The following is a 12,564-nucleotide window of genomic DNA, read 5'->3' as shown; positions in this document are numbered from 1 at the left end:
TCAGGCCTTCCCGATGAGGATGATCGCGACGACGAGGCCGTAGATGGCGATGCCCTCCGCGAGTCCGACGATGACCATCGCCCGTCCGAACAGCTCGGGCCGTTCGCTCAGCGCCGCCAGCGCGGCGGCTCCGGTGTAGGCGACGGCGATGGCCGCGCCGATCGACGCCCCGGCTACCGCGATCGACGCCCCGATCAGAGCCGCCGAGCCAGAACCCGAGGCCTGGGCGGCCGCCTGGGCCCCCGAAGCCTGGGCCGGTGCGCCGCTCAGGGCCACGGTCAGCAGAGCCAGTGCGCCGACGAGCAGAGCCGCGTCGGCGGCGACGATCAGCCGGACGGCTGCCCGGCCGCGCCGCCGCAGCAGCAGGCGGGTGCCGAGGAAGGCCGCCGCGACGACGGGCAGGGCGATGAGCCAGGCGATCACGACGCCACCTCCGTGTGCTGTACGGGCGTGTGCTGTACGGGAACGTGCCAGGGGCGGAACGGACGGCCCTGGGTCTCGAAGACCCGGGAGAACAGTTCGTAGAACTCCAGCCGCAGCGCCTGCACCCCGGCCACCAGAGCCTCCAGCGCGAACGCGAGGGCATTGCCGACGGTGAAGACGACCACGGCCACGAGCAGCGCCGCCGGTCCCTTGCCGGCCAGCCCTGTCGTGCCGTGCCAGACGATCTCGCCGAGCGCGGCGTGGGTGAGCCCGAAGGCCGCCAGCCGTGCGAAGGAGACGACGTTCGAGCCGATGCGCACGACGATGTCGAAGAGCTGGACGCCGGTCTGGACGGCGCCGCCGACCCCGCCCGCAGAGGCCGTGAACAGCCCGGACCCCGCCAGCGCGAGACCGGTGAGCACGAGCACGGCGCCTCCCAGCGCATAGCCGGCGCGGCCCAGGTAGGCACCGCCGGCGAATACGGCGAGGCCCAGGAAGACCACAGCGCCGGCGATGCCCGACGCCGCGTAGAGGGCGCTCGCGGCTCCGCCCTCCCGCCAGCGGTTCACGATCCCGGTTCCGTACGCCAGCGCCAGGAGCACGGCGCCGAGCCCCACCGCGGCGGCGAGCAGCCGCATCGGCTGGTCCAGCGGGTTCAGCCACAGCACCGGCAGCACGCCGGTCGGGCCGAAGAACTCCCCGTACGCGACGCCCGCCAGGGTGCTGGCCAGCCCGGCTCCGGCCACGAACGGCCACAGCCGCCGCAAGGGCGCGAGCCGGTGGGGTCGGCCGAGATACAGCAGCAGGGCGGCGAGGAGAAGCAGCGCCCCGTGTCCGGCGTCGCCGAACATCACGCCGAACATGACCACGTAGACGATCCCGGCGGCCATGGTGGGGTCGACGTCGGCGTACGGGACGGTCCCGTAGGTGCGTACCAGCGGGGCGAAGGAGCGGCGCACCGGGCCGGTGCGGCGCAGCAGAGTTGGGGGGTCGGTGCCGCCGGGGGCCCGCAGTGGTACCAGAACGCCCCCGATGTCGGCGAGCCGTGCGGCCGTCGGGGGCACTTCGGTGGCGGGACACCAGCCGGCGAGCGCCGCCACGGTCCCGCGCCGGACGGCGCTGCCGATCCGTTCCTCAAGCTGTGCCTCGCCCGCCAGCAGGTCGGCGCGACCGGCCTGTTCAAGGGTGTCGAGGTCCGGCGGGGCCAAGCACAGAACGGCATCGGCCGGCTGGGTGCGAAGCCGCTGCAGGCGGCGTGCGGCCGGCCCCGGTGCGGCGTGCGAGGGGTCGTCGATCCGGTCGATCTCGACATTGCCCGCCTCGGCGATGCGCACCAGCGTGTCGCGCAGGGTCGCCTGCGGCGCGACGATCGCCACGCGCTGCATGCGGACCGGCCTCGCGGCCTCAGGCCAGGACATCGAAGGCCTCCAGCGATCCGCCGCCGCGCGCGGCCAGTTCGAGGGCGGCCCGTACCTGCCACGCGTCGGCCGAGAGCACGGCGACGGCGCCCACGACCGGCGAGGAATCCAGGCCGGAGCCGCGCAGCAGCTCAAGGCCGTCCTGCCGCAACCGGGTCCACCACCGGGTCTCCGCCCGCCACAGGTCCGCCGGGGCGTCGATACCGTCCACCGCCCAGCGCGCCGTGGCCGGCAGGTGCCGCAGGAAATCGTCGAACGACGCCGCCCCCACGGCCTCCCAGCCCAGCACCAGGGCGGCGCGGCGCGCGGTCGGCGGCGTCAGGGCGCGGTCGGCGAGGAACACTTCGCGGCCCACCAGCGGGGCAAGGCGGCCTGCAGCCCATCGCATCGCCTGCGGCACGGCCGCCGCGGTGCGCTGGGCGGCGGCGATCCGTATGCCGATGGCCACGGCGGCCGGGGAGTCGGCTCCGGGGTCACCCCATACGGACCCGGCCAGCACGGCCCGCAACTCGGCCGGCGAGCCGGTCAGGGACAACCTGGGCCACGCGGTCGCCAGCGCACCCAGCCGGTAGGGCCGCCGGGCGGGCGGGGAGTGCTCCGCGCCCGACAGCGCACGGGCGTGGTCGTCCACATTGGCGATCTCGAATCCGGAGGCGAGCAGCCGGATGGCGGCGGCCCCCGCGCGCGGCTGCCACCCGGCGAGTACCCGCAGATGCCACAGGAGGGTCGCCGAGACCGCCCGCTGGGCGTCGGCCAGGCCGGCCTCCGAGCCGAGATCGTGCCGGTACGCCGTGGCCCCCAGGTACCGCAGGGCGTCGTCGAGTGTCGCGGCGGCGGCCACGTCCTGGGCACCGGAGGGGCCCAGGCACCTGGAGAGCATGGCCCTGGCCCGCGTCACGCCCGCTACCCACCCGGCGCCCACTGCGGCGAGCCGCCTTCCCGTAGCTCGTCCTGCGGGGCAGCCAGGTCCTCGACCACAGCAGCCACAACGCGCTCTACGAGTGGGGGCGTACGACGCTCCACCCGGCTTTGCAGGGCAGTGGCATCGTGCTCGGCGGCCGCGAGCACCTGTGCGACCTCGGCCTCGGTGGCGTCACGGATCCGGGCGGCACTGTGCTCCCGTACGGCCGGTGCGCGGGCGCGGGCCTGTTCGACGATGTCTGTGGCGGTCCGCTCGGCCGCCTGACGGCGGCGCGCCGCTTCCTTGACCGCTTCCTCCCGCACGGTCCGCGCCTCGGTCTCGGCCTCTTCCAGAAGGGCGAGCGGCGGCTCCAGCTCGGCGGTCAGCTCGGCCGACCGGTCGGCGGGCACCGCTCCCGCGGCGGCCGGGCCGGGCAGGCCGACCGGTCGGAACCGCATCAGGAAATCCCGGAATCCCGCCACAGCAGCACTCCTACGAGTCGGTCGTGTCGGTCCCAATCCAGTGTCCACGCTAGGAAGGAACGCGTCTCGTGGAGTTGGGCCGCCCGTCCCTGACCCGGGGCCGACCGGCCCTGCGTCATCCGTTCCGGCGGCGCGAGACTGGTCCCGTAGGGGATCCGGCCATGCGCTTCTGGGAGGTTGCGGTGAGCGGCTTCGAACGTCATTCCGCGGGGAAAGAAGCGCGACGTGTCCTGCCCGGACGTGGCTGGAGGCCCGACGAAGAGCACCGCCAGGACACGCTGCGACGCTATCTCGGTGCCGTCGCCGCCGTTTCCGCGGGGCAGGCGGGCGAACAGCCGCCTCGGCCGAAGGAGCCGCCTCCCCGGCGTCAGGACAAGCCGGCATCGGTCGCCCCGCATGTGCGCGACGTGATGAGCGTGCCGGCCGTCTCCGTGCCGGACGACACGCCCTTTCTGGAGATCGTCCGGACGCTGTCCCGGGAGCACCTCAGCGCTGTGCCCGTGGTCGACGCCGATGACCAGGTGATCGGCGTGGTGTCGGAGTCAGACCTCCTGGCCAAGGCAGCGGTGCTGGTGGCGGCCCCTCACCCCGGTCCGATCCGCCGCCTCCGGGAGCACCGCCTGTACGACAAGAGTGACGGCGAGACCGCGTCCACCCTGATGACCTCCCCGGCGATCACGGTCCGTCCGGGCACGCCGGTGGCCGATGCGGCCTGGCTGGCCGCCCGTTCGCACCTCAAGCGGCTACCGGTCGTCGACCACCAGGGCCGACTGGTGGGTGTGGTGAGCAGGATCGACCTGGTGCGGGCCCTGGTGCGCGACGACGCGAGGATCCGCGAGGAGATCGAGTCCCGGATCATCCGGCACGGCTTCCTTCTCGATCCCGGCGCCGTCGAGGTGACCGTGGAGAACGGCGTGGTCAGCGTGGGCGGCAAGGTGGACGGTTCGCTCATCCCGACGCTGCTCGAATCCATCGAGGAGATCGACGACGTGGTCACAGTCTCGAACCATCTCACGGCGATCTGACCAAGGGCGGCGGCACCCATGAACGGCTCGTTCCGGATCGGACGGATATTCGGGGTGCCGCTGCGCATGCACTGGAGTGTGCCGCTGCTGGTGATCCTCATCGGATACGGACTGGGGCACGAGACGCTGCCCGCGTGGCTTCCCGGCCGGTCGGCCGCCGTATACACATTCATGAGCCTGGCCGGGTCCGTGCTGCTGATGGCGAGCCTGCTGCTGCACGAGGCGGCGCACGCGGCCACGGCCCGCAGGAACGGTGTCCGGGTGGAGGACGTGACGTTGTGGGCCATGGGCGGAATGACCCGCATGGGGAAACCGGGCACCGCCCCGGTGGCGCTCGCAGTGGCGGCCAGCGGACCAGTGACCAGTCTGCTCATCGGCGGCGTCGCGATCGCAGCGGGGGCGGGCCTGCACACTGCCTCCGGCTGGGCGGTGCCCGCCGCCCTTCTGATCTGGCTCGGCTGGGCCAACCTGCTGATCGGCGTGTTCAACCTGCTGCCCGCCGTGCCGCTGGACGGGGGCCGGTTGGTGCACGCGGCGCTGTGGTGGCGTACCGGGGAACGCGACCGCGCCGAGCTGGCGGCTGATCGGGGCGGACAGGTCATCGGGATTCTGCTGATCGCCTTCGGCTGGCTGTCGCTGCTGCGCGGGGCGACCGGCGGTCTGTGGCTGGCCTTCATCGGCCTGTTCATCACGCTCACCGCCGGCGCCGAACGCCAGCGCGCCGTGCTCACCACGACCCTGCGCGGAGTGCGGGTGGCCGAAGCCATGTCCAGCCCGGTGACCACCGCCCCCGACTGGCTGACGGTGGACCGCTTCATCGACGAGGTCGCGGTGCGCGCCCGCCATTCGGCGATACCGCTCCTCGACCTGGACGGCCACCCCAGCGGCATCGTCCAGATGCGCCGGATCGCCACCGTGCCGGCCGGCAGCCGGGCGACGGTGCGGGTACGCGACGTGGCGACGCCACTGTCACAACTCACCCTCGCCGCCCCCGACGAACTGCTCAACGACGTCCTCGACCGGGTCCACACGCAGGCCGGAATGCGGATCCTGGTCGTCGACGGCGAACGCCTCGTGGGAATCGTCACCCCCCACGACCTGCTGCGACTGCTCCAGCAGCACACGCTGAGCGACGCCGCACAGCGCGCCGCCGGAAACCAACCGGCGTGATGCGCGGCTCACCGCTCGCCGGACTCCCGCTCGGCGGCCTCCTTCAGCGTGGCGCGATGCCGACACCACCCGAGACGAGCATCCAGTACCGCAGGAACGGTGCGGCGGACTCAGGGTCCGTCCAACCCCCCGCACCGCGCTGCGAGGCCGAACGGCCCATGGCGCAGGGCCGACCGGGTCCGGCACGCCCCGGCCTGCCCCCATCGCGCCGCGCCAGAACTGCGGATCCTGGAAGGAAGGCACCAACAAGCTCACGTGCCGGAGGGACCGGTCATGAACTGCTACGACTGCGCCCAGCTCGGGCGAACAACTGCCGCCACAGCCGTGTGCCGGCGCTGCGGCGCCGCCCTCTGCCCGGATCACGTCCCGGTCGCCTCGGACGACATCCAGCGCGTCGACGGCAGGGGCCTGACCTCCCCGACCCTCACCGCACACCGCCTCACCTGCCACGACGCCGAGCACCAGCCTTGAGGTGCGCGTGCCCGGGCGGGCGACGTCATTTCCGGGAGAATGGGAAGCGGATGTGCCGAAAGGGGCGGCCCGGCTCCCGACTGGGGCCGTTCGGCCCGCTGCGCTCCGCTCCCCGTTCCGGGATGGTCGGCTTACAGACCCCGCGGAAGGAGAGTTGCCGTGGCATGGGAGAGGATCCGCAAGGACACGAATCCGCGCGTGGCGCCGAACCTCGCCGACTACGCGCAGGCCCGCCGGGCCTTTTCCTGGCAGCGGGCGCGGGCGGAGCTGTCCGGGCTGCCCGGGCGCGGGGGCCTGAACATCGCGTACGAGGCGGTGGACCGGCATATCGCGGCCGGCAACGGCCGGCACACCGCACTGCGCTGCATCGCCCGCGACGGCACCGTGACCGGCGTCAGCTACGCCGGCCTGGCCCTCGACACCGCACGGTTCGCCAACATCCTGAGGTCCCTCGGCGTGAACCGGGGTGACCGGGTCTTCACGCTGCTGGGCCGCTGCCCGGAGCTCTACACGACGGTCCTTGGCACGCTGAAGAACACCAGTGTGCTGTGCCCGCTCTTCTCGGCCTTCGGCCCGGACCCGGTGCGGCAGCGGCTGCGGCTCGGCAACGCCCGCGTCCTGGTCACCACCGAGGCGCTGTACCGCCGCAAGGTCGCCGACCGGCGCGATCAGTTGCCCGAGCTGGAGCATGTCTTGTTCGTCGGCCCGGTGACCGAGCCACTGCCCGACACCGTGTCCTTCGCCGAACTGATGCAAGCGGCCTCCGACGACTTCACCATCCCGCCGACCGACCCGCAGGACATGGCGCTGCTCCACTTCACCAGCGGTACCACCGGTACGCCCAAGGGCGCCGTCCACGTCCACGAGGCGGTCGTCGCCCACCACGCCACCGCCGCCTTCGCCCTGGACCTGCACCCCGAGGACATCTACTGGTGCACCGCCGACCCCGGCTGGGTCACCGGCATGTCGTACGGCGTCATCGCCCCGCTCACCCACGGCGTGACCGTGGTCGTCGACGAGGGGGACTACGACGCCCGCCGCTGGTACCAGATCCTCGCCGAGGAACGGGTCAGCGTCTGGTACACCGCCCCCACCGCCGTACGGATGCTGATGCGCGGCACCGCGCGGCACGCCTCGACGGACCTGCCCCAGGAGTACGACCTGTCCGCCCTGCGCTTCATCGCGTCGGTCGGTGAGCCCCTCAACCCCGAGGCGGTCTTGTGGGGCCAGGAGGCGCTGGGGCTGCCGATCCACGACAATTGGTGGCAGACCGAGACCGGTTGCATCATGATCGCGAACTTCGCCGGCACCGAGATCCGGCCCGGCGCTATGGGGCGCCCGCTGCCCGGCGTGGAGGCGGCGGTGCTGGAGCGAGGCGAGGACGGCCGGGCGCTGGTGACCGGCGGGCGGGTGACAGTGCTGCACCACCCGGACGCGGAGGGCGAGTTGGCGCTGCGACCGGGGTGGCCGTCGATGTTCCGCGGTTATCTGCACGACAAGGTGCGCTATGACGCCGCCTTCGCCGACGGCTGGTATCTGACCGGGGACGTGGCACGGCAGGACGCCGACGGCTGGTTCTGGTTCGTCGGCCGGGCCGATGACGTGATCAAGTCGGCCGGGCACCTGATCGGGCCGTTCGAGGTGGAGAGCGCACTGATGGAGCACCCGGCGGTCGCGGAGGCCGGGGTCATCGGCCGCCCCGACCCGGTGGCGGGCGCGATCGTGAAGGCGTTCGTGTCACTCAAGCCCGGCCACGACCCCTCCGAGGCCCTGGAACGGGAACTGCTGGCGTTCTCCCGCCGCCGTCTCGGCCCGGCCGTCGCCCCCCGGGAGATCGCCTTCGACCAGAACCTGCCCAAGACCCGCAGCGGCAAGGTGATGCGCCGGCTGCTGCGCGCCCGTGAACTCGGGCTGCCCGAGGGGGACATCTCCACCCTGGAGGGATCCGCATGACCGCCGCCCGGACTCCGAAGCCCGCTGCCAATCCAGTCAGGACAGCCAGGACGGCCAATCCAGCCAGGACAGCCAAGGCGCCGCGGCGCACGCGTCCGGACACGGCCGGCGCGGACACCTCGCACGACCGTGACCTGCTGCGGGCGATGCTGCTCATCCGCCGCTTCGAGGAGCGGTGCGTCGAGCTGTACAGCGCGGCGAAGATCCGCGGCTTCGTCCACCTGTACATCGGCGAGGAGGCGGTGGCCGTCGGCGTCAGCGAGGCCCTCACCCCCGACGACGCGGTGGTCTCCACCTACCGCGAGCACGGGCACGCGCTGGCCCGCGGCATACCGGCCGAGGCCGTCATGGCCGAGATGTACGGCAAGGCGACAGGCTGCAGCCACGGCCGGGGCGGCTCCATGCACCTGTTCGACGCCGGTCACCGCTTCTACGGCGGCAATGCCATCGTCGGCGGCGGGCTGCCGCTCGCCGCCGGACTCGCCCTCGCCGACCGGATGCGCGGCGAACCGAGGGTGACCTGCTGCTTCTTCGGCGACGGCGCCCTCGCCGAGGGCGAGTTCCACGAGACGGCGAATCTGGCCGCGCTGTGGGGCCTGCCGCTTCTCCTGGCCTGCGAGAACAACCTGTACGCCATGGGCACCGCCCTGCCCAGGGAACACGCGCAGACCGACCTGGCCATGCGCGCCGCCTCGTACGGCATGGCCGCCTGGGCGGTGGACGGCATGGACGTCCACGCCGTCGAGCGCGCCGCCCGCCAGGCCGTCGAGGGCATCCGCGCGGGCAGCGGACCGCACTTCCTCGAACTGCGCACGTACCGCTTCCGCGCCCATTCCATGTACGACCCGGACCGCTACCGCGACAAGGCGGAGATCGAGCAGTGGAAGGAACGCGACCCGATCGCGACTCTCACCGAGCGGATGCGCGCCCGCAGCGAGTGGGACGATAAGGCGCTCGCCACGATCGAGCGGCTGGTCGCCGAGGAGATCGACCAGGCGGTGGAGGCCTCCGAGAAGGCGCCGACAGAGCCGGCGGAGGACCTGCTGCGCTTTGTGACCAGCCGGTCGGCGGAGGTGAACTGACCATGGGTAACGGACCGGCGGGCGAGGCGAAGACCACGTACCGCGAAGCGCTGCGCGAGGCCCTGCGTGAGGCGCTCGACGCGGACGAGCGGGTCTTCCTGATGGGCGAGGACGTCGGCAGGTACGGGGGCTGCTTCGGCGTGAGCCTCGGCCTGCTGGAGGAGTTCGGCCCCAAGCGGATCCGCGACACCCCGCTGTCGGAGTCCGCGTTCGTGGGAGCCGGGATCGGTGCGGCGATGGCCGGGCTGCGGCCGATCGTCGAGATCATGACGGTCAACTTCAGCCTGCTCGCCCTGGATCAGATCCTCAACAACGCGGCCACCGTGCTGCATATGTCCGGCGGCCAGTTCCCGGTCCCCCTGGTGATCCGGATGACCACCGGCGCGGGCCGCCAGCTCGCCGCCCAGCACTCCCACAGCCTGGAGGGCTGGTATGCGCACATCCCCGGCATCCGGGTGCTGGCCCCGGCGACCATCGAGGACGCCCGTCACATGCTGGCCCCCGCCCTCGCCGACCCCGATCCGGTGCTGATCTTCGAGCACGGCACCTTGTACAGCGCTTCCGGCGACCTGGACCCGGCCGCCGGCCCAGTGGACTTGGACACCGCCTCCGTCCGCCGGCCGGGCACCGACATCTCCCTGATCACCTACGGCGGTTGCCTGCCCAAGGCCATGGCCGCCGCCGACACGCTGGCCGCCGACGGGATCAGCGCCGAGGTCGTCGACCTGCGCACGCTGCGCCCTCTCGACGACGCCACGATCACCGGGTCGGTTGCCCGCACCCACAGGGCCGTCGTCGTGGACGAGGCCTGGCGCAGCGGCAGCCTGGCCGCCGAGGTCTCGTCCAGGATCACCGAGCAGGTCTTCTACGAGCTGGACGCCCCGGTGGAGCGGGTGTGCAGCGCGGAGGTGCCGATCCCGTACGCCCGCCAGCTGGAGGAGGCCGCACTCCCTCAGGCAGTCGACATCGTCAAGGCCGCACACCGGGCGGTCGACTGACATGGCCGAGTTCACGATGCCGTCGCTGGGCGCCGACATGGACGAGGGCGTTCTCCTGGAATGGCTGGTGCGGCCCGGGCAGCAGGTGCACAAGGGAGACGTGGTCGCGGTGGTCGAGACGTCGAAGTCCACGATCGAGGTGGAGTGCTTCGACACCGGCACGGTGCAGCACCTGCTCGTGGAGCCCGGCACGACGGTGCCGGTCGGCACTCCGCTCGCCGTGATCGGGACAGGCCCGCAGGCCACCCACCCCGCATCGGCAGCTCCACGGCGGCGCCGGGCGCCGGTCCCGGCCCGGCCGAAGACACCCGGCGCAGTTCCGCACAAGGCCCCTGCCGAAGCGCGGCGCCCAGCTCCGTTCGCGCCGGACGCGGCACGCCCGCCCGCCCCCGCCCCCGTCGCGGCCACGGGACCGCTGGTCCGCCATCTCGCCCACGACCGCGGCATCGACCTGTCGGCCGTCCACGGAACCGGGCCGGGCGGACGCATCACGCGCACCGATGTCGAACACGCAGCCCCGGCCGGCCGCCGCATCCCGGCCTCCCCGCTCGCCCGCCGCCTCGCCGAGGAACTGCACGTCAGCCTCGCAGACGTCCCCGGAAGCGGCGCGCACGGCGTCGTCAGGGCCGCCGACATAAGGGCGGCAGCCGAGGCGGCGGGGACGGTCACCGCCTCAGCTGCCGCACCGGCCCCGGTACGGCCGGCTCCGGCACGGCGGGCGGCCGACCGGGCCACGGCGATGCGGCACGCGATCGGCGCCCTGATGGCCCGCTCCAAAAGGGAGATCCCGCACTACTACCTGTCCACCACCATCGACCTGGCCGCCGCCCTGGAGTGGATGCACGAGCACAACCGGCACAGCCCGGTGTCCGAGCGCCTGGTGCCCGCCGCGCTGCTGCTCAAAGCGGCGGCCCTGGCGGCCGATCAGGTGCCCGAGCTCAACGGCTTCTGGACCGAGGACCGCTTCGCCCCCGGCAGCGGCGTGCACCTGGGGGTGGCGGTCTCGCTGCGCGGCGGCGGTCTCGTCGCCCCCGCCCTGCACCACGCCGACACCCTCGCGCTGCCCGAACTCATGGCCGCACTCAAGGACCTGGTCGCCCGCGCCCGCACGGGGCGGCTGCGCGGATCGGAGACCACGGACCCGACCATCACCGTGACCAACCTGGGTGACCAGGGGGTGGAGTCGGTCTTCGGCGTGATCTACCCGCCGCAGGTGGCGTTGGTCGGCTTCGGCCGAGTCGTCGAGCGCCCGTTCGCGACCGGCGGTCTGCTGGGTGTGCGGCCGGTGGTGACAGCCACACTGTCCGCCGACCACCGCGCCACCGACGGCGCCGTCGGGGCACGCTATCTCACCGCGGTGGACCACCTGCTGCAGAAACCGGAGGAGTTGTGAACCGCACCGAAGCACTGGAGATCGTCAAGGACTCGATCGCACGTATCGTGCCGGATGCCGACTTCACGCGCCTGGGACCCGACGAGAAGTTCCGCGACGCGCTCGAAATGGACTCACTGGACTTCCTCGGCTTCGTCGAGACGCTCATCGAACGCACCGGCCTCGCCATCGACGAGAACGACTACCCTGCTCTGACCACCCTGTCGGAGAGTGCGGACTTCCTCGTCACGCGGGCGGCGGGCCGTGCCGGTCAGCCACCGTCGCCGTGACGGTCACCGCACGGGACCATCGCCACGGGGCAGTGCGCGTGGTGCAGCACGGCGTGGGCGACGCGGCCCAGTGGCGCACCGATCGCGTGTGCGGGCCGGCGGGCACCGATGACCAGCAGGTCCACGTGCGCGGACGCGGCGACCAGGGCACCGGCCGCGGACGGTCCTCGTACCACGTCAGCGGTCACCGCCAGGCCGGGGAATTCATCCCGCAGGGGACCCAGGACGCGGGAGGCGGCGTCCGCCTGCTCCTCGGCGACCTCCCTGACGTCGTCGAGCATCGGCACCATGCTCCCGGCGTACTGGAAGAAGGTGTAGGCGCTCAGCACGCGCAGCGACGCCTCGCGGCGGCCGGCGGTCTCCGCGGCGAAGCGAACCGCGTCGAGATCCCGCTCGTCCCGTACGGCGGCCAGCACGACGCCTTTCGTCACGGTCTCGGGCGCGCCGCGGACCACGACGAGCGGCCCCGTCACGCGGCCGGCGACCCGGAGTCCGACCGAGCCCAGCAGAAGCGCCGAGAAACCGCCGAGCCCGCGCGAGCCGACGACGACTGTCCCGTTTGCCCCGGCTTCGTCGAGCAAGGTCCGTACTGCGGAGTCCCGGCTGAGCGTGCGGGTGACCCGCAGCTGCGGTACCTGATCGGTGGCCTGCGCGACTGCGTTGTCCAGGATGTCCTGGCCGGTGTCGAGCACCAACTGGGCCGCATCGTCGGGCAGGTGCCCGCCCCAGGCGTCGAGGCCGGTGGCGTGCACGATGTGCAGGGGCACGCGCCTGGCAGCGGCTTCGGCGGCGGCCCACCGCACCGCCGGCACGGCGTTCTCGGATCCGTCCGTCCCTACGACGACCGGCCCGCGCGTGGCATCCATGGTCCCTCCTCGTCGCCGGGTCATTCCACGCTGACACCGCCTCCGGGCGGCGGGGAGATCCCATCAGGCCCATGGGCAGGGCCGAAGGTCCCGGCCGGCTAGGGCCAGCCGAG

General features: G+C 72.8%; 13 protein-coding genes. 8 read left to right on the top strand and 5 right to left on the bottom strand.

The window, feature by feature from the left end:
- Genes EFK10_RS43410 through EFK10_RS43395 form a run of 4 tightly spaced genes read right to left on the bottom strand, consistent with a single transcriptional unit; the run spans position 1 to position 3,200 of the window.
- The gene (locus EFK10_RS43410) at positions 1–423 is read right to left on the bottom strand and encodes an ATP synthase subunit C (RefSeq protein ID WP_127361141.1); all 423 of its coding nucleotides are present in this window, start codon (positions 421–423) and stop codon (positions 1–3) included.
- Complete coding sequence (locus EFK10_RS43405) at positions 420–1,841, bottom strand: V-type ATPase 116kDa subunit family protein (protein WP_206305824.1); 1,422 nt, start codon at positions 1,839–1,841, stop codon at positions 420–422. The genes EFK10_RS43410 and EFK10_RS43405 overlap by 4 nt, the downstream gene beginning before the upstream one ends.
- Positions 1,828–2,739: a V-type ATPase subunit gene (locus tag EFK10_RS43400; RefSeq protein ID WP_240677833.1), complete on the bottom strand. Its 912-nt coding sequence runs from the start codon at positions 2,737–2,739 to the stop codon at positions 1,828–1,830. Before EFK10_RS43400 ends, EFK10_RS43405 begins: the two co-directional genes overlap by 14 nt.
- 5 nt (positions 2,740–2,744) lie before the next feature.
- The gene (locus tag EFK10_RS43395) at positions 2,745–3,200 is read right to left on the bottom strand and encodes a hypothetical protein (RefSeq protein WP_127361139.1); all 456 of its coding nucleotides are present in this window, start codon (positions 3,198–3,200) and stop codon (positions 2,745–2,747) included.
- 206 nt (positions 3,201–3,406) lie between these two features.
- Here EFK10_RS43395 and EFK10_RS43390 point away from each other — a divergent pair, with 206 nt between their 5' ends.
- The 8 genes from EFK10_RS43390 to EFK10_RS43355 all read left to right on the top strand — a co-directional run bounded on the left by EFK10_RS43390 (position 3,407) and on the right by EFK10_RS43355 (position 11,585).
- Positions 3,407–4,249, top strand: coding sequence for a CBS domain-containing protein (locus tag EFK10_RS43390; RefSeq protein ID WP_240677832.1), 843 nt, complete (start codon positions 3,407–3,409; stop codon positions 4,247–4,249).
- Between the two features lie 18 nt (positions 4,250–4,267).
- On the top strand, positions 4,268–5,419 hold the full coding sequence (locus tag EFK10_RS43385) for a site-2 protease family protein (protein WP_127361137.1): 1,152 nt from the start codon (positions 4,268–4,270) through the stop codon (positions 5,417–5,419).
- A gap of 273 nt (positions 5,420–5,692) precedes the next feature.
- The gene (locus EFK10_RS43380) at positions 5,693–5,890 is read left to right on the top strand and encodes a DUF2180 family protein (RefSeq protein ID WP_127361136.1); all 198 of its coding nucleotides are present in this window, start codon (positions 5,693–5,695) and stop codon (positions 5,888–5,890) included.
- 159 nt (positions 5,891–6,049) lie between these two features.
- Positions 6,050–7,843: an acetate--CoA ligase gene (acsA, locus tag EFK10_RS43375; protein ID WP_127361135.1), complete on the top strand. Its 1,794-nt coding sequence runs from the start codon at positions 6,050–6,052 to the stop codon at positions 7,841–7,843.
- Positions 7,840–8,925, top strand: coding sequence for a pyruvate dehydrogenase (acetyl-transferring) E1 component subunit alpha (pdhA, locus tag EFK10_RS43370; protein WP_127361134.1), 1,086 nt, complete (start codon positions 7,840–7,842; stop codon positions 8,923–8,925). Before acsA ends, pdhA begins: the two co-directional genes overlap by 4 nt.
- Before the next feature lie 2 nt (positions 8,926–8,927).
- On the top strand, positions 8,928–9,923 hold the full coding sequence (locus EFK10_RS43365; RefSeq protein WP_127361133.1) for an alpha-ketoacid dehydrogenase subunit beta: 996 nt from the start codon (positions 8,928–8,930) through the stop codon (positions 9,921–9,923).
- Position 9,924: 1 nt separating this feature from the next.
- Entirely contained in the window at positions 9,925–11,316 is a 1,392-nt protein-coding gene (locus tag EFK10_RS43360; RefSeq protein ID WP_127361132.1) for a dihydrolipoamide acetyltransferase family protein, read from the top strand.
- Positions 11,313–11,585, top strand: a complete 273-nt coding sequence (locus EFK10_RS43355) for an acyl carrier protein (protein ID WP_127361131.1) — start codon at positions 11,313–11,315, stop codon at positions 11,583–11,585. The genes EFK10_RS43360 and EFK10_RS43355 overlap by 4 nt, the downstream gene beginning before the upstream one ends.
- Here the strand turns inward: EFK10_RS43355 and EFK10_RS43350 are convergent.
- Positions 11,567–12,451, bottom strand: coding sequence for a universal stress protein (locus EFK10_RS43350; RefSeq protein WP_164836410.1), 885 nt, complete (start codon positions 12,449–12,451; stop codon positions 11,567–11,569). The two genes, EFK10_RS43355 and EFK10_RS43350, sit on opposite strands and share 19 nt — an antisense overlap.
- Positions 12,452–12,564: the final 113 nt, after the last annotated feature.

The organism is Streptomyces soli, from assembly GCF_003999195.1.
Lineage (GTDB): Bacteria > Actinomycetota > Actinomycetes > Streptomycetales > Streptomycetaceae > Actinacidiphila > Actinacidiphila soli.
This window is presented reverse-complemented; position numbering and strand designations above follow the sequence as displayed.

What these genes read in the sequence shown, in the direction of transcription:
- pdhA (WP_127361134.1), top strand. Translation starts at nt 7,840, where the DNA reads ATGACCGCCGCCCGGACTCCGAAGCCCGCTGCCAATCCAGTCAGGACA.
- EFK10_RS43365 (WP_127361133.1), top strand. Translation starts at nt 8,928, where the DNA reads ATGGGTAACGGACCGGCGGGCGAGGCGAAGACCACGTACCGCGAAGCG.
- EFK10_RS43395 (WP_127361139.1), bottom strand. Translation starts at nt 3,200, where the DNA reads ATGCGGTTCCGACCGGTCGGCCTGCCCGGCCCGGCCGCCGCGGGAGCG.
- EFK10_RS43385 (WP_127361137.1), top strand. Translation starts at nt 4,268, where the DNA reads ATGAACGGCTCGTTCCGGATCGGACGGATATTCGGGGTGCCGCTGCGC.
- EFK10_RS43360 (WP_127361132.1), top strand. Translation starts at nt 9,925, where the DNA reads ATGGCCGAGTTCACGATGCCGTCGCTGGGCGCCGACATGGACGAGGGC.
- EFK10_RS43405 (WP_206305824.1), bottom strand. Translation starts at nt 1,841, where the DNA reads ATGTCCTGGCCTGAGGCCGCGAGGCCGGTCCGCATGCAGCGCGTGGCG.
- EFK10_RS43350 (WP_164836410.1), bottom strand. Translation starts at nt 12,451, where the DNA reads ATGGATGCCACGCGCGGGCCGGTCGTCGTAGGGACGGACGGATCCGAG.
- EFK10_RS43380 (WP_127361136.1), top strand. Translation starts at nt 5,693, where the DNA reads ATGAACTGCTACGACTGCGCCCAGCTCGGGCGAACAACTGCCGCCACA.